The 15999-nt window shown below is 41.9% G+C and carries 12 protein-coding genes; 3 read left to right on the plus strand and 9 right to left on the minus strand.

Going from position 1 to position 15999, the window contains the following annotated elements:
- The gene (locus tag BLR27_RS00090) at window positions 1-636 is read left to right on the plus strand and encodes a phosphoribosyltransferase (protein WP_221406283.1); all 636 of its coding nucleotides are present in this window, start codon (window positions 1-3) and stop codon (window positions 634-636) included.
- Between the two features lie 53 nt (window positions 637-689).
- Here the strand turns inward: BLR27_RS00090 and BLR27_RS00095 are convergent, their stop codons facing one another.
- The 5 genes from BLR27_RS00095 to BLR27_RS00115 all read right to left on the minus strand — a co-directional run bounded on the left by BLR27_RS00095 (window position 690) and on the right by BLR27_RS00115 (window position 6502).
- Entirely contained in the window at window positions 690-1607 is a 918-nt protein-coding gene (locus BLR27_RS00095; protein WP_090697272.1) for a hydroxypyruvate isomerase family protein, read from the minus strand.
- A gap of 35 nt (window positions 1608-1642) precedes the next feature.
- Window positions 1643-2968 carry a Gfo/Idh/MocA family oxidoreductase gene (locus tag BLR27_RS00100; RefSeq protein ID WP_090697276.1) on the minus strand — a complete coding sequence of 442 codons (1326 nt, stop codon included), beginning with the start codon at window positions 2966-2968 and terminating at the stop codon, window positions 1643-1645.
- 17 nt (window positions 2969-2985) lie between these two features.
- On the minus strand, window positions 2986-3972 hold the full coding sequence (locus BLR27_RS00105; RefSeq protein WP_090697281.1) for a formylglycine-generating enzyme family protein: 987 nt from the start codon (window positions 3970-3972) through the stop codon (window positions 2986-2988).
- A gap of 204 nt (window positions 3973-4176) precedes the next feature.
- Window positions 4177-5388 (minus strand): PQQ-dependent sugar dehydrogenase, encoded by a 1212-nt coding sequence (locus tag BLR27_RS00110; protein ID WP_090697285.1) that lies wholly within the window; start codon window positions 5386-5388, stop codon window positions 4177-4179.
- Between the two features lie 67 nt (window positions 5389-5455).
- Window positions 5456-6502, minus strand: a complete 1047-nt coding sequence (locus BLR27_RS00115) for an NAD(P)-dependent alcohol dehydrogenase (protein WP_090697289.1) — start codon at window positions 6500-6502, stop codon at window positions 5456-5458.
- Between the two features lie 239 nt (window positions 6503-6741).
- On the opposite strand from BLR27_RS00115, the gene BLR27_RS00120 reads away from it, so the two are divergent.
- Complete coding sequence (locus BLR27_RS00120) at window positions 6742-7695, plus strand: amidohydrolase family protein (RefSeq protein ID WP_090697293.1); 954 nt, start codon at window positions 6742-6744, stop codon at window positions 7693-7695.
- A 3-nt stretch (window positions 7696-7698) separates the two neighbouring features.
- Here BLR27_RS00120 and BLR27_RS00125 read toward each other — a convergent pair whose 3' ends face one another.
- From BLR27_RS00125 to BLR27_RS00140, 4 genes are all read right to left on the minus strand, one after another.
- Window positions 7699-8424, minus strand: coding sequence for an SGNH/GDSL hydrolase family protein (locus tag BLR27_RS00125; RefSeq protein WP_090697297.1), 726 nt, complete (start codon window positions 8422-8424; stop codon window positions 7699-7701).
- Between the two features lie 116 nt (window positions 8425-8540).
- Window positions 8541-9683, minus strand: a complete 1143-nt coding sequence (locus tag BLR27_RS00130) for a hypothetical protein (RefSeq protein WP_090697301.1) — start codon at window positions 9681-9683, stop codon at window positions 8541-8543.
- Between the two features lie 11 nt (window positions 9684-9694).
- On the minus strand, window positions 9695-12724 hold the full coding sequence (locus BLR27_RS00135) for a heparinase II/III domain-containing protein (RefSeq protein ID WP_090697306.1): 3030 nt from the start codon (window positions 12722-12724) through the stop codon (window positions 9695-9697).
- 38 nt (window positions 12725-12762) lie between these two features.
- Window positions 12763-14730, minus strand: a complete 1968-nt coding sequence (locus BLR27_RS00140; protein WP_090697311.1) for a hypothetical protein — start codon at window positions 14728-14730, stop codon at window positions 12763-12765.
- 228 nt (window positions 14731-14958) lie between these two features.
- Here BLR27_RS00140 and BLR27_RS00145 point away from each other — a divergent pair, with 228 nt between their 5' ends.
- Window positions 14959-15981 (plus strand): putative metal-binding motif-containing protein, encoded by a 1023-nt coding sequence (locus tag BLR27_RS00145; protein WP_090697315.1) that lies wholly within the window; start codon window positions 14959-14961, stop codon window positions 15979-15981.
- The last annotated feature ends 18 nt before the right edge of the window (window positions 15982-15999 follow it).

The following is a 15999-nucleotide window of genomic DNA, read 5'->3' on the forward strand; positions in this document are numbered from 1 at the left end:
ATGATGTTTAAGGATAGAACAGAGGCTGGTATTTTGCTTGCAGCCCAGCTCAGCAAATACAAATCGGATCCGGGAGTAGTGCTTGCCGTTCCAAAGGGGGGAGTTCCGCTTGCTTATGTTGTGGCAAAGGAACTAGGATTCCCAATGGAAATAGTCCTGACAAAAAAGATCGGACACCCTTCAAATAAGGAATATGCGATCGGCGCTGCCAGCCTGCACGATTACTTTGTAATTCCACATCATGATGTTTCGAATGAATATATTGAAGAAGAATTGAAGCTGGTCAGGGGCAAGCTTCAGCATATGCATGATAAATTTATGGGTGAACGCGAGCCTGAAAACCTGGATGGAAAGACGGTGATTGTGATTGATGATGGAATGGCGACAGGCAACACCCTGTTAAGCACCGTAAGTTTAATTAAAAAGAGTAAGCCTGCTAAAATAATCATTGCAGTTCCGGTAGCATCCCAAAGTGCGGTAAAAACTGTTGCAAAGGAGGTTGATGAAGTTATTGTACTGATGACCCCTCCTGATTTTTCCGGAGTTGGCGCTTATTATGAAAATTTCAATGATGTCAGCGAAACAGAAGTGCTTCTTTATATTGAGAAATTACGCGAACTTAAAATGCTTTCTTGAATTTTATCAGGAGCTATCTGTAGAATAGCTCCTGATAAAATCATTTATTGATCTTATTTAAAACTATCTACGTCTCTGTAGGCTTTTATTAAGGCAAGCTCCCCGCTTTTTCCAGGAATGGAATTGCCATGCTCCATACCCAAAACACCTTTGTAGCCTTTGCTATCAATGTATTTAAACAAATTTCGGTAATTGATCTCGCCGGTGGTAGGTTCTTTTCTGCCCGGGTTATCTCCAATTTGTATGTAGGCTATTTCATCCCAGCATTTTTCCATGGTTGGGATCAGATTACCCTCATTTTTCTGCATATGATAAATATCATAGAGGATCTTACAGGAAGGACTGTTTACACCTTTACATATCAAATGAGTTTGATCAGTATTACGCAGGAAAAGGTTAGGGGTATCACTCAATGGCTCAAGCACCATGATCAGTCGATGCGGTTCGAGAATTTCTGCTCCGCGTCTTAATGCTTCAATTACATTTCCGGTTTGAATACCTATCGGCAGATTCCGTTCAAAATCTCCGGGAACCACAGTGACCCATTTTGCATTGACGCGTTTTGCTGCTTCAACCGCCTGACGGCAGCCATTTAAGAAAATATCAATGTATTCCTGTTTACCTGCTGCCAGTGTATTGGCTCCATTGCCTCCCTTGTCGACTACAAATACACCCATGGTCATACCCAGGCTTGCCAGGGTCTTACCAATTTCCTCCTGTAAAGCGATCGGCCGTTTCACCAGGCCATTATCTTCAATACTTCTGAAACCCTGATCATGCATGAACTTGATCTGATCAATGAAATTATCTCCGGCATGAGCTGCGAACATCCCGGCATGCGGGGCGTAGTCTAAATTAAACGTTTTTTCAGCCCTGCCTGATCCGCTCCTGCCGGATGCCAGTACCGAACTTCCCCCAGTGAGGGAAAGCCCAAACAAGGCAGAGCTTTTTATGAATTCACTTCGTTTCATGGTCGTTTTTCTTATGAATGAATAGCTGCAGAGGATTAAATAATCTTGGTTACACCCGGAATTGCAAATGGGTAATTTCCGTTCGCATCAGGTAATACTTTTGGCATAGCATCCCATGCTAAACGCTCCGGCATCAGGCTGATCGGCGAGTTCAGAGCATCTTCCCATTTGATAATATCGCCTGAATATGTTGCATAACGGCCCATAATTGCGGTCATGGTGCTTTTTGCAGCATTTTCTGCATCAGCGAACTTATACTGGTTGGCAGTAACTGCCGCAAATAATTCATCATGCTCAGTCTGATACGGGTTTGCATCATTTTTTCCTTCATAATCTACCAGCACCTTGCCTTTGTGATCCCAGATCTTTCCCTTGTTGTTGGAGTCAAAATAGACCTTTCCTTTGGTCCCCTGGAAAGATTCATCCACTCTGTTTGCTCCACCGGTAAAGTGTCGGCACTGACTTGATATGATTGTTCCGTCGTCGTAAACGAATTCAACGGAATGGTTATCATAGATCTCACCGTACTCTTTTCCATTGCGAAGGAAACGTCCGCCTGCACCGTAAGCTGAAACCGGATATTTATTTTTTGCCCAATTGGCAACATCGATATTATGGACATGCTGCTCTACGATATGATCACCACAAAGCCAGTTAAAATAGTACCAGTTTCTCATTTGATGTTCCATTTCAGTTTGATTAGGCTGGCGTGGATTTACCCAAACACCGCCGCTATTCCAGTAAACCTGACCGGAGATCACATCGCCGATTTCTCCCTGATGTACACGGTCCATTAATTCCCGGTAGTTTTTTTGATAATGGCGTTGCAGACCTACAACCACGTTTAATTTCTTGCGTTTAGCTTCCTCGGCTGTTGCAAGCACACTCCGGATGCCTGGTGAATCAGTTGCAACTGGTTTTTCCATGAAGATCTGCTTATTCTGTTTTACGGCTTCAGCAAAATGCTCGGGTCTGAATCCCGGAGGAGTGGCCAGTAAAACAACGTCAGCTTCAGCTATGGCGTGCTTATATCCTTCGAAACCAACGAATTTTTTATCATCAGGAACGCTAACTTTTTCAGCGCCATATTTTGCAATTAAGGCTTTATAGCATTTGTCGAGCTTGTCGGGAAATGCATCAGCCATGGCTACCAGTTTTAAATTATACTTAGTGCTCAGAGCCTGAAAGGCAGCGCCGGTTCCGCGGCCTCCACAACCTACCAGTGCAATTTTAATGGTGTCTGATCCGGCTGCATAGGCACCGGCAAGAGGCAGACTTCCAAGTAAAGCGCCACCTGTAAGGATAGCCGAGGTTTTTAAAAAATCCCTCCTGTCGTTAGTTCCAGAAATTTCGTTCTTCATTTTATGAATAATTTGAATTAATAATCAGCTATAGGTTCACGATTGTAGTATGCATCGATTTCTTCTTTGGTAGGGGGTACAAGAGGCCGTACAAGCCGAATGCCTACAAATGTACCTCCTGTTAACCACCAGTTGCTTTTTGGTATCTGGGGATCTATTTTCTTCCATTCCGGATCTGATCCTCTGCGGCTTGCAGAACGAAGATCATTGGCTGAATCTTCATAAGATCCGCCACGCACAGAATGCGGGTATAATGTTTCTGCCGGGACAAGCGGATCCAGGGCAGTGGTATTTTTAAATTTGCTGTAGGTATCTGCCTTGTACTGGTCAATGGTCCATTCTGTTGCATTACCATGCATATCAAAAAGTCCCCATGCATTTGGCTTTTTACTGCCTACAGGATGTGTTTTTTTATCGCTATTGTCATTGTACCAGGCATATTCATCCAGCTTTGATCCTGCAGGGAAGGAGTAAGGGCCTTTAGTTTGAGCACGGCAGGCATATTCCCATTCCGCTTCTGTTGGTAGCCTGTAAAATATGCCTGTTCTGGTATAAAGCCATTTGCAGAATTGAACAGCAGAGTAATGTGTCATCCCAATGGCTGGAAAGCCTTCCTTGCCCATACCCCAGGTCATATCCACATAGGGCCTTGTCGGCCGGGTTAGGGCATCAACCTCTTGGGTTAAGGGTATTGTACTGCGACGAACTTCCTGGTTTTTATATACGAAGGGTTCAAAAAGATCCCATGTAACTTCATGTTTACCGATCCAAAAAGGACTTATTTTGACCGGATGCTGAGGGCCTTCATCAGGGCGCCGGCCAGATTCATTTTCAGGGCTGCCCATCATAAATTCGCCAGCAGGAATAGCTACCATATCAAATTTCAGGTCAGTCCCGCTCAGATCCTGAGTATAAGGACTAAAATTTTTAACCTGTGAAAATAGTACAAGCGGAAAAATAAGGAAAGTAAATAGACTTGATAATTTGGGAAGGTATGATCTCATTCTGCTGGTCCGAATCAGCGTTTAGCTTTTTCGTTATTTGTTTATTAAACTAATATCTAATTAAAGAATTAAATATCATCAATTTTGCCAAGAAATTTGATAGCTAAACCCTGGATGCGGGCATAAAAAAACAGGGACCGATATAAAACCGATCCCTGTTCGTGAAAATGATTGTTTTAGCTAAATAAAATAGCTCTTGTTTCTTTATTTTCCAAGTCTGTATAATCTTCCTTCATCGGTAATGGCATAGAGTGCACCATCCTTACCTTCAATCACTGATCTGAAACGTTGTTTTTCATCGGCGAGAAGTCTTTCTTCGCCAACAACTTTATTGTTCTTAATGACCAGTCTGAGTACATGCATTCCACTCAGGCTTCCAATGAAAAGGTTATTCTTCCATTCAGGAATGGTATTACTGCTATAGAAAGACATTCCGCTTGGAGAGATTGATGGATCCCAGTAGTAAACTGGCTGCTCCATACCTTCTTTTTGCTGAATTCCCTCACCAACTTTTACGCCGCTGTATTCAATACCATACGTGATTGTTGGCCATCCGTAGTTTTTGCCCGGTTTGATCAGGTTTAACTCATCACCACCTCTGGGACCAAATTCAGCGGTCCAGATATCACCTGTTACCGGATGAAATGCCAGGTTTTGAACGTTCCGGTGACCATAAGTATAGATCTCAGGTCTTGCCTCAGAATTATTCAGAAATGGATTGCCCGGTGCTGGTTTACCATCTTTAGTGATACGGATTACTTTTCCATTCGCTGATGTCAGAAACTGAGCCTGAGGTCTGGTTTCCAGGGAAGAACGTTCTCCGGTTGTTATCAGTAAATTACCGGTTTTATCAACCAGGATTCTTCCTCCATAATGACCGGTGCTTGGGTGTGCCGGATTTGCGCGGTAAATCACAGTGGCATTTTCGATCCTTTTTTCATCCGCAGAAAGGGTTCCTTTGGCAATAGCCGTCAGATTCCCTGCAGCTGATTTTTCAGAAAATGACCAGTAAACCATCCTGTTTTTTGTAAAATCAGGATCAATTGTAAGTCCCAGTAAGCCTCCCTGGCCAGTTGGATTAACTTCCGGCAGACCGGTGATCGGTTCACTTACAGTTCCTGAAGTAGTAACAATTTTCATGACTCCAGCTTTTTCAGTGATCAAAAGCCTTCCATCTGGTAAAACTGTCATTCCCCATGGTCTTTTAAGTCCGTTTACAAGAATTTTTGTTTGAATTGCTGTTTTGGTTTTTACACCGGCAATTCTTGTCTGTCCTGTGAAGGCAGGTTTGTAAGCGCTATTGGGAGCAAGTTTTTCTACCGGATCTTTGCTGCTATCCTGTGAGTAGGCTCCATTGCTGTAAGCGGTGAAGATTACCGCTATGGCACTTATTAAAACTGGCAATTTTTTAGTCATGATAGATGTTTTGGAATTTAATTCTAAAATTAATTAATGGATTATTTGTGTTTAAATATAAATCATTTCAATTTAATGATTTCATATCGATTACAAAACGATAATGTACATCTCCGGCAAGAGTTCTTTCATAAGCTTCATTGATCTGATCCATATTAATTAGTTCAATATCTGAACTGATGTTATGTTCTGCACAATAGTCGAGCATTTCCTGTGTTTCTTTAATACCTCCAACCAAGGAGCCAACAAGACTTCTGCGGCCACCGATAAGCTGAAATGCTGAAACCTCTGAAGGGCTTGGCGGAGCACCTAACAGCACCATAACACCATTCGTTCTCAAGAGAGCAAGATATTGATTGTAATCATGTTCTGCTGAAACGGTGTCAATTATAAAATCAAAACTTCCGGCCATATTTTTCATATTTTCAGGATCAGAAGTTATCTTGAAATGGCTTGCACCTAATCTTTCTGCATCTTTTTCTTTGCCTTTTGATCGGCTAAGAACCGTTACTTCAGCGCCCATAGATGAAGCGATCTTAACAGCCATGTGGCCTAATCCGCCTAAGCCCAATACCGCCAATTTATCTCCCTTTTTAACATTCCAGTGTTTCAAAGGAGAGTAGGTGGTGATGCCTGCACATAAAAGAGGCGCAACATTTGCCAATGGTAATTTGTCGGAAACATTTAACACAAAATGCTGTGTCACAACTATATGGCTCGAGTATCCGCCATAGGTGATAGTTTTGCGATCCTGTGAGTAAGAGTTATACGTTTGAGTATGTCCATTTTCGCAATATTGTTCCTGATCATCCTTGCAGTTACTGCAATGTCTGCAAGAGTCAACGAAACAACCAACTCCAACGGTATCACCTATTTTAAAGCGGCTGACAGAATCACCCACACGGGTTACTTTACCAACGATCTCATGTCCCGGAACAACAGGGTAAACAGTTCCACGCCATTCATTCCTCGCTGTATGTATATCTGAGTGGCATACCCCGCTAAACAGGATCTCGATCTCTACATCATCTGAACCTGGTTCGCGACGATCGATCTGCCATGGTTCCAGGGGTTTTTTCGCACTAAGGGCGGCGTATGCTTTAACTGCTTTCATCTTTGCTTGATAGGTTATATTTTATTCCCAAATTTAATTAAGTTTTCAAAGGAATAGGGCATACCTTTTTACGTTTATGATAATTTCCTGTAAGATTGATACTTACTCTATTAATTTAACTGTGAAGGCTGGAAATTGTTTGCGATTTCATTGATAGCTTTTCAATAATTCGAAAGTCTATAGCAATCATTATAGGATTATTTATTTATCATTTGTAAATTGTGTACGTAAACGATACTATGAAAACTAATAAGCCAATTTCACGCCGTTATTTTATTGCAGGTACAGGAATTTTTCTGGCCGGATATGCATTAAATCTCAAGGGATCAGTAGTAAATGCTGATGAGCCGATCATTGACATTCATCAGCATACAGATTATGCAGGGAGGAGTCAGGATAAAATGCTTGCACATCAGCGGATGATGGGTGTGACCACAACTATACTTTTACCTGCCGGAAGGTCATTGAACTATGGTTCGACTCATTACGGACTAAGTAATGGTTTGCAGGTGAAGGCTGGAGGCAATGAGATCTGTTATCAGTATGCCCGTGATCATGCACCTGAAATGCTTTTTGGAGCTTGCGAGGTTCCTGATTTTCCCGGTGCAATTCCGGAGATTGAAAAGTATCTGAAACTGGGTGCCAAGATGATCGGGGAATTAAAATTCAATGTAGATTGTGATTCAGCAGAGATGCAGAAGATCTACCAGCTTGCACAGGAATATGATGTGCCCGTACTGATGCACTGGCAGTATAATATGTATAACCGTGGTTTTGAGCGCTTTCATAAGATGCTTGAAAAGTACCCGAAAGTCAATTTCTTAGGTCATTCACAAACATTCTGGGCTAATATTGATAAGGATCATCCGGATCAGAATGTTTTGTACCCCAGGGGGAAAGTGAATCCCGGAGGCTTAACCGATCGTTTGATGAGTGATTATCCTAATATGTTTGGGGATATCTCGGGAGGGTCAGGATTAAGTTCACTGACAAGAGATGAAGATCATGCCCGTGCCTTTTTAACTAAGCATCAGGATAAATTGCTTTACGGAAGTGATTGTGATGATGCAGCAGGTCACGGTCCTGCCTGCCAGGGTGCCGGAACCATTGCCGCCATTAAAAAGCTTTCAGCAAGTAAGGAAATTGAACGTAAGATCTTGTATTTTAATGCAAAGAAGATGTTCCGCCTATAAAACTCAGCGGCTCTTCTTCTTAATTATTTTTATGATCTTTTCAGCAATCAGTTTATGACCTGTATCCATTGGATGCGTACCATCCGGCAGTAAACCTTCCATTCCCTCCGGGCTCTTTTTAGCAAAGTGATGAAATAGTTTCCAGGAATTGATCAGTTCTACATTTTCAGATCTGGCGAGTTTGATCACGGCATCTTTGTAAAGCTTTAAACGTTCATGACGAAATTGATCAAGTTTTGAACTAAGCGGATTAGGGGTTAGCAGGATGATCTTTCCATCGATCTTTTTGATCTCCGTTATGAAATATGTCAGATTTGCAATGTATTTTTCAATTGGAATACGTGATGCGGTTCCAATCCCATTATCCTGATAGGCATCATTTAATCCGAAGTTCATGGTTACCCAATCCGGATGATGCTGTAGCACAGCTTTTTCAAACCGGTCCATACCATGTTCGATCTTAGAATCTTTGTAATCTTTTCCATATCCGGTATGACTGCCGCCAATTCCTGAGTTGATCACCTTATTTGTAATTCCTGCCTCGGTGAGCCCTTCATGAATTCGAACGGCATATACTTTTTCAATTCCTTTCCGGGGAGCAGTTGTAGAGTTACCGAAAGTAACAATGGTCAGTTCTTTTTTCGACTGAGCGAAAGAAAATGTACTTAATAGAACGATTAACAGTGCTGTTAAGACACTAAACAGGGAACGTATATTTATAATTTTCATATGCTGTACTTTGTGAAAAATGAATTTAGTAAATATTTGATCATCCGGCTGTCAAAGGAATGAAAAAGCTCTTCCTGTTAGGCGGAAGAGCTTTCTTTTTAATTGTAATATGCAAATCAGGAGACCTTTCCGTCGGCATAGAGATTATTTGTTGTGTATGTTTTTTCTTCAGCTCTGACTGCTGCTGCAGCATCTTTATGAGTTGGCATCCAGTTATGATGCACATCACATTTGTCCTGCGGAACTCCGCGGATCACAACGGCCCTTTGTGGCCCCAAAAAGGTATTGTTGTACATTTCCATGGTGGTTCCGGCAATATTGGTATTGTCTTTACGATCACGGCCGCCGTGCATATCAAAGTTATGGCTTAAGGAGATTCCCAATTCCACATTATGCCGGGCAATATACCCACAACCCGGTCTGCCGGTACCGGCTAATGAATGCCTGTTTTCATTGAACTGATTGAATTCAATAATTGAACTTGCCTGATCATGGCTTACTCCGTATCCAAGACCATTGTACTGGCATCTGTGGATCAGGTTATGATGTATGTGATGCCCTGTGCCGGCCTGCAGACTGATGCCAGCTCCTGAGAATGCGGTAATGATACAATTATCTACTTCAAGATCAGGGAATTTACAAAGGATTCCTTTGGAGGTAGGGAATTTATAATAATAAGTATGACCTGGTCCGCCCGGTCCGAATGAACGTTTATGATGGTCTAAATATCGTTTTGGATTCGGACCTTCTAAGCGGATCCCGCTTATCCTGACATTGGCTCCATTGATCAGGATCATGCCGGGAGTATCTATTCCGTCACTTGTGATCTGGGCGCCTTCTGATCCGTTATGTCCTCTATCGCTTGCCAGGGTAACTCCTTCCGGAATCTTCAGCATGATCTTATCGATGTAGATAAAGGTTGTCATGTCTATAAGCTTATCCCCGGGGATGAACACTACCTGCCCGGCTTTAGCTTTTGCCAATGCATCTATGAGTGATTCCAGACTATCCACGGTGTAATCACCTGAAGTAATTATATTTTTATATCCTTTACCGCCGCCGATAGGTCCGGTTTCATCAGCTTTAGCACCATAAATGGCATTGCCAACCTTTTTCCAGGTAGGTTTTTCCTTTTTGCCGGAATCAAATTCTGAGTTAATTTCAGATCCTAAAACCGGAGTTCCAATGCTTAATGCGGCAAGGGAGCTTAGTGATGCTGCCGCTACAAATTGCCTTCTGTTAAAATTTTTTGTCGACATGTCTTTATGTTTTATTTTTTAGATGACCATTCGGTATGTGATGGAATAGAGAAAGAATCACCTTCCTCAAATTCATAGATATAGTTGGCGTACGGATCTTTTGAATTTTGCACAGCAGGATTCTTCAACCCGATGGCAAAAGTTATCGGACCACATTCGATTCTGCTGTATTTTCCCTCACGTTTGATGCTTTTGATAGTATAGGTTGCATCTCTTTCTCCTTTATTGGAAATAATTAGCTGTTCCCCGTTCAGACTTCCATTTTCAGGAAGGATCTGATCGACAAGTACCCATCCGCTGCCTGAAGGATTCTTATTCATCTTAACAATTTTGCCTTTGATCTGTCCATCTGATTTCAGATTCATATTTCCATGGCTCAGTGAACTCCCATTAATGATCAAAGATTTTACTGCCTGGCCATTCTGCTTTCTCAGGTAGCCTATATTTCCAGACATGCTGATGTTATTTGGCAGCTTCATTAATTTTTCAGATTCCGGGTTGTACAAAACATAATCAATACTTCCATTGGTATGTTCAATTTCAAGTGCTATCTGCGACTCATCTCCATTATCAATACGTTTGACAGATTTAATAAATGGTTTTTCTTTGTAAGGTTCAAAGACAGAAACGAAAGTGCTGTTGAGGTTTTCGCCTTTGCGGTGCATCAGCACATAACCCAGTTTTTTAGGATTGCCCGGTTTATTTTGTGGAGGGTCTCCGTCAGCTATGGCAATGTCATTCGATTGTGTAAGGGAATGCATCCTAAGATGTATATTTTCATTTGCTTTTAATCCCCTGTAACCCGTTTCAACTTTCCAATCCAGCATGATTTGTGCAGGTGGATTTAAGTCCCTTTTGACATTATAAAAGAACGAATAACCTTGAGGAAATCCATTTGCTGCAATACCTTTTTCTATATTCTCACCGGCATAGGTTCCTGTTTTTTGTTCGGTCAACCGAAGTCCTGAATTGCTGATCTCTCCCGGCGGCCCATGGAAACTATATAAATGGTCTTGTCCTCCGGAAACTTTAAATATGTCGATTGCATAAGCATTACTGTCTGCACCTGCATCGATCAGAAACATGGTTCTTTTGTACTCTTTGAGGTCAGGGTAAGCCTTTTTGCCGTCAATTTCAAATACCCCGAATCCCTTTACTTGCTTAAATAGTTTGGTATGCCCTCCCCAGACTTCTTTTTGAGGCTTTTCATTTACAAATACCAGATTGTGGGAAACAGTACTGCCGGTCCAATCTCTGTTGCTTGGGATATTAGTGGCAAATTCAGGATATCCATGATCCGGTGCGAGCCACTTACCAAAAGCAAGAAGGTCAAAATTCATCAGATCAGGGTGTGCATGCATGATCGTTCGTCCATAATTATTTGCTATGGCTACTCCGCTGTTTCCACGGCCGTTTTCAAGTAATGCAAGTCCGAAGCCGCTCATCAGATACCCACCTTCAGCTCTTATTCCTGATCTTTCACCGATCTTTTGTATTTCTTTGCTGATCGCATCCGGGTCAGCAGAAAACAGGTCTCTGCCTAGCTTATCTGCCGAATTATTATTGGCATTATATGCAGCTTTTGCAAATTCAGGGTCTCTGGTAAAGACATATCCCTTTGCAATAAATTTAGGATCTGCATAGCCATTGCTGACAGTTCCTGTTGAACCACTATCGCCCATATTGGGAATGGCTAATCCTAAGGCTGCCATTCGGTAGGCGACAAGAAATGTGGTGTTAAACTGAGGGAATTCCTTAATGATATTATGTTTTGTATATGCCGAATAACCCTGTAAACGTTCAGCAACCTGGGTTACTAAGCGGCCCCACATCAGTGCATAACCGGGTGCACCTTCATTGGAGGTCCCATCCCTGTCGAAGGTTGTGATCATTAAACCCGGTATATTTCCCCCATCTGCTGCGAATACCCAATCGAGCCATAGATTAGTTTCCGGCTGTGAGTCCAGAGCCAGTGCGCAGGTTGCCATTGTCAGCTGCTGCATTCCCTGGTTTCCCCTGATCTGTTTTGATAAAATTGCCTTGTATGCAGTTCTCAGGAGTCCATCATCCACGTTTTTAATGAATAAGGCCCGGCTGCCTTTTTCTCCGATCCTGTATTCCTGACTTTGCTTTTTCAGGAAACTGTAAAGCTCTGAATTGTCAACAGTGCCGCTTAATATCTTGTCATATGAATCAGCAAATGCAGTGACAATACTTGTTTCCCAAATGGAACCATGGATCTTTCCCATGTAGATACCACCGTCAGAATGGTACCATCCCTTGTCACCATAAGGTTTCCAGTCCATTTCCGGATAAACATCTGCGATACGGTCTAAAAGTATCGCTGCTTTGCGGGCATATTTTTTATCGCCGCTATATAAGTAGGCATCAGCTAACATACTTAATCCGGAACTGATATAATCCCATTTTTTCCAGACATAATAGCCTATAAATCTATGCGAACGTCCGTTTTGGTCAATAAATCCAAAACCGTCATCTACACCATATTTATGCATCGGGTCTTTTGGGTCGGGGTGTGCTTCATTGAATAACAGGCTTTTATCACCTTTGGATGCATCAAATTGTCCGCGTTCATCAATTGCACTGGCGTAAAATTTGCCAAAATCATTGGTAGGGAACACACTTTTGCAAGAAGGGCAGGTGAGCTTCCATGGTTTATCTTCAAATTCAGGTTCATACGGATAATTGCCATATTTAAGTACATCCATCCCACATTTCAGGCATCCCAGTATTTTCGGACCTTTAGCAATACGGTCAAGGGTAACATCGATACAACGTGGAGTATTTTGTCCGGGAACCATTGCCCATAAGTCCTCATCGCTTTTGGAAACCCAAGGTTCAGCTTTTTTGATCGTACCCGCCCTTAATTCGCGTGCCCAGTCATATTTCTGGGTGTTGTTTTGAAGATTGTTGATTTTTTCACGGGTATAAAAACCTCCATACTGTCTTTGGGCAAAGGTTTTGAATGAAACCGCAGAGAAAAGCAGAATGGTTAGTGATACGTATAGTACTCGTTGCATAAATATTTGAATTTAATCAAGGGATTGTTTAAATAGGTTTATTTCAGTTTATAGCTCATGAGATGAGATCCGCTAACGAAGAAAATTCTTCCATCTGCATAGTCACCACCAGCTTTGATCGGGGCAGGGGCTGTTGCTATTAATTTCATTTCATAACTATTGGGTATGACTTGCACGATTGCTCCTTTGGCGAAGAGAATATATAATTCTCCTGCTGGTCCGTTAACAAAGATCCTCGGACTTTGCTCTGCGGTCGTAGGGCCGAATTCAGCAGCTATGTCCTTCGTATAGATAACTTGCCTGGATTTTGGGTCGAAAACGAAAAATGTTTTTTTGTCGGCAATGCCATAAACAAAACCTCCAGGCACCAAACGCATTTCACTGTATTCCTGGGCACCCGGGAACGCTGCATGCTGCCACTCAATTTTTTTACTGGCGATGTCCATGATATATAATAAGGCTTCTTTTGCTTTCTTTTCACCTCCTGTTCCCGGTGATGTGGTTGTCCCACCTAAAAGTTTACCATTTGCTAATGGTACCAGACTCATACTGCTTTGGTTGAGTATTACAGCGGTATCTGTTAAGAGAACTCTGGTTTTAGCTTCATTATCATAAAATAATAAGCCTCCACCGGTAGCACCATATTGCGGAGTACCTCCCATGATGATCGTTTTCTCATCAGAATGTGAAATGATACGGTAGGGGCGGATAATTGTGGGTGATACTGTAGTCAGATGGATTGGATTCGAAGTTTTATTATTAAGACTGGTAGCTATCCATGGTTTGTAAGGATCCCATTCGATCAGGTGGCCACCGGAATAAACTCCGAAATACACTTTATTGTTCTGATTGACCAGTGCATTGAACTGTCCCAAGGCTGCGCGGTTCACCCATCGGTCATTTTTAAGATCGTAATTGAAAAAGCGCATTGGGAATGCTGTTCCTCCAACAATGGTTCCATCAGGGGCAGTTCCAATGCCCATTACAATTGCTCCGTCACTGGTATAGTTGAAATTGACTTCCTTTAAAGCTTTAGTCTTTGGATTTTCGGTGATAAGAATCCTGTTGACAAGATCCAGGTCTTTTAAAATAGTGCCATCCGGAAAGTTCCTGTAAAACAGTCCCTGCGGTCCGCTGATATATTTTTTCGGCATTTGTGCCTTATGTATGCCTATTTTTTTTGCTTCACCTTTATATAATTCATACCACTCATTTTCGGTAGATTCTAAAGTTCTTCCATAGACCTTACCATTCATGTCCCTATATACGGATGCAGTACCAAGCTTTCGTTCATTTTGTGGCAGTATTCCTTTTGCTTTTCCATTTTGAGGGTTAAAAGCAAGGATCTGACTGGAGGCATTACCCAGACCGAAATAGATCCAGCCTGCATCATCTGCTGCAATGGAGCGCTGGTATTGTCTCCAGTTTTCACTGTGCACGTACCCGTAATCTTTCAATACTTTAGTTTTCGGGTCAAAAGAAACAATACCGCTGTTTGGATAAGTTACTGACCATATTTTACCCTCATCATCTTCCGTCATGGACATCGCCATTTGCGACATCGTTTCTCCTGTAAAAGTAAAGGCTCTTTTTACAGGGTCGAATTCAACAAAATGGTCTTTGAACAGGGTGTAAAATTTATTATCCTGAGATAGTATGGAAGCATAAGGGGTATCCTGTTTGGGATCAAAAGTTATTGGGAACTCCTCACTTTTTCCGCTTTCCGCATCGATCATCAATAAAGAATATCCACCGCGATGATCAAAAAGCCAGACGAGTACAACATTCCTGCCATCCCCATCAACTGTTGAGACCACACCACGGTGATTGCTTATCGGAGAGGCAACGCCATGATCAAAAAATCCATTGCCCAGATCTCTGGTAGAGGTTTTAACCGTAAATCCGCTTTTATCAGACAGTGGAATCACCTCTACTGATTTTTGGGAGTAAGCATTAAAAAATACAAGCGTAATTAATGCCAGGAAGAAAATGCTTTTTATTCTCATAGGTTGAATGTGTACGTACCCATAAATATAAAGTAATTTAATCCATATCAAAAAATGATAGTAATTATTTATCCATTTATCAATCTATGGATATTATGATCATTCTCGAATAAAAACTTGTTTTCCAAGAAAAATATTTTCTGATTACGACAATTATTTAAAACTATTTTTCTATAATTGAGCTCAAATACTGTAAAACAACCGGTATTGAAATCTAAAAAATCTATTATGAAGAAACTGCTTTATCTAAGTTTTTCCCTCCTGTTATTTTTCTCCGCATGCCAGAAGGCAGATACTGATCTCACCTTTGAAGCAAATAAAGAGATGAGTAAAGGGCCAGTAGGAAAAGTGACTATCTGCCACTCTGCAGGCGATGGCAAAGTGATTGTCATTCAAGTTAATCAAAATGCGCTCGCTGCTCATCTAGCCCATGGCGATGTAGTGCCCGACAGTGATGGCGATGGCTATACTGCAATCGGAGCCTGTACCGGCTCGGCTGATGATTGTAATGACAATGATGCAACAATAAACCCTGGAGCTGAAGAAATTTGTGGTGATGGAACTGATAATAACTGCAATGGAATTATTGATGAAAATTGCGGTCCGAATTTCAAAACATTCAATATTAGAAACGCTAACGGTTCAATATTTGCTCCTTGGGATGCGGATATTATTCTGAGTGAAAACGCTGCAGGCGACGGATTTACATTTGCAACTCCGAGAGGAGGGCAGAAAGTAGGTTATGGAACTGAGTTTTTTACCGGTTACAGAGTGAATACACTTGAATCTGTTAACTGGAACTGGCTTTCAGTACCTGCCGATAGAGGCATAATACCCTATCTGAACATCTGGGTTACCGATGGACAGGGTAATTTGGCAGTTCTTTCTTCTGAGAATAATTACAGGGGAACTGATTTTGGAACCAGAAGAGAGTGGAAGATCTTTGAATATGGTGCATCCCAAACTGATTTCAGCTGGCTGTTTGATGGTCGTCCTGCAAGCAGAGATGCTGCTCAATACCTGGTGCTTAACGGGCGAAGGATTACCCTGTCTGAAATTAGTGATCGTATCCTGATTAATGATCCAAGATGGTATCCTACAGCTTATGTTGGTTCTGGTGCCCCGCGTGGTGGTTATGGTATAAATTTGATATGGGGAGATACCCAGAAGAATTTTGTTGCTCCAAATGGTCTTCAAATCGGCGGGCTGACTGTAAAACTTGCCGGTGTCAATTATTCTGCCATAAATTAATTTTAATTAGTTCATACT

It is taken from the genome of Daejeonella rubra (assembly GCF_900103545.1).
GTDB classification, from domain to species: domain Bacteria; phylum Bacteroidota; class Bacteroidia; order Sphingobacteriales; family Sphingobacteriaceae; genus Daejeonella; species Daejeonella rubra.

Excerpts from the sequence above, each read along its gene's own strand:
- BLR27_RS00090 (WP_221406283.1), top strand. The coding sequence starts at position 1 with ATGATGTTTAAGGATAGAACAGAGGCTGGTATTTTGCTTGCAGCCCAG.
- BLR27_RS00095 (WP_090697272.1), bottom strand. The coding sequence starts at position 1,607 with ATGAAACGAAGTGAATTCATAAAAAGCTCTGCCTTGTTTGGGCTTTCC.
- BLR27_RS00100 (WP_090697276.1), bottom strand. The coding sequence starts at position 2,968 with ATGAAGAACGAAATTTCTGGAACTAACGACAGGAGGGATTTTTTAAAA.
- BLR27_RS00105 (WP_090697281.1), bottom strand. The coding sequence starts at position 3,972 with ATGAGATCATACCTTCCCAAATTATCAAGTCTATTTACTTTCCTTATT.
- BLR27_RS00110 (WP_090697285.1), bottom strand. The coding sequence starts at position 5,388 with ATGACTAAAAAATTGCCAGTTTTAATAAGTGCCATAGCGGTAATCTTC.
- BLR27_RS00115 (WP_090697289.1), bottom strand. The coding sequence starts at position 6,502 with ATGAAAGCAGTTAAAGCATACGCCGCCCTTAGTGCGAAAAAACCCCTG.
- BLR27_RS00120 (WP_090697293.1), top strand. The coding sequence starts at position 6,742 with ATGAAAACTAATAAGCCAATTTCACGCCGTTATTTTATTGCAGGTACA.
- BLR27_RS00125 (WP_090697297.1), bottom strand. The coding sequence starts at position 8,424 with ATGAAAATTATAAATATACGTTCCCTGTTTAGTGTCTTAACAGCACTG.
- BLR27_RS00130 (WP_090697301.1), bottom strand. The coding sequence starts at position 9,683 with ATGTCGACAAAAAATTTTAACAGAAGGCAATTTGTAGCGGCAGCATCA.
- BLR27_RS00135 (WP_090697306.1), bottom strand. The coding sequence starts at position 12,724 with ATGCAACGAGTACTATACGTATCACTAACCATTCTGCTTTTCTCTGCG.
- BLR27_RS00140 (WP_090697311.1), bottom strand. The coding sequence starts at position 14,730 with ATGAGAATAAAAAGCATTTTCTTCCTGGCATTAATTACGCTTGTATTT.
- BLR27_RS00145 (WP_090697315.1), top strand. The coding sequence starts at position 14,959 with ATGAAGAAACTGCTTTATCTAAGTTTTTCCCTCCTGTTATTTTTCTCC.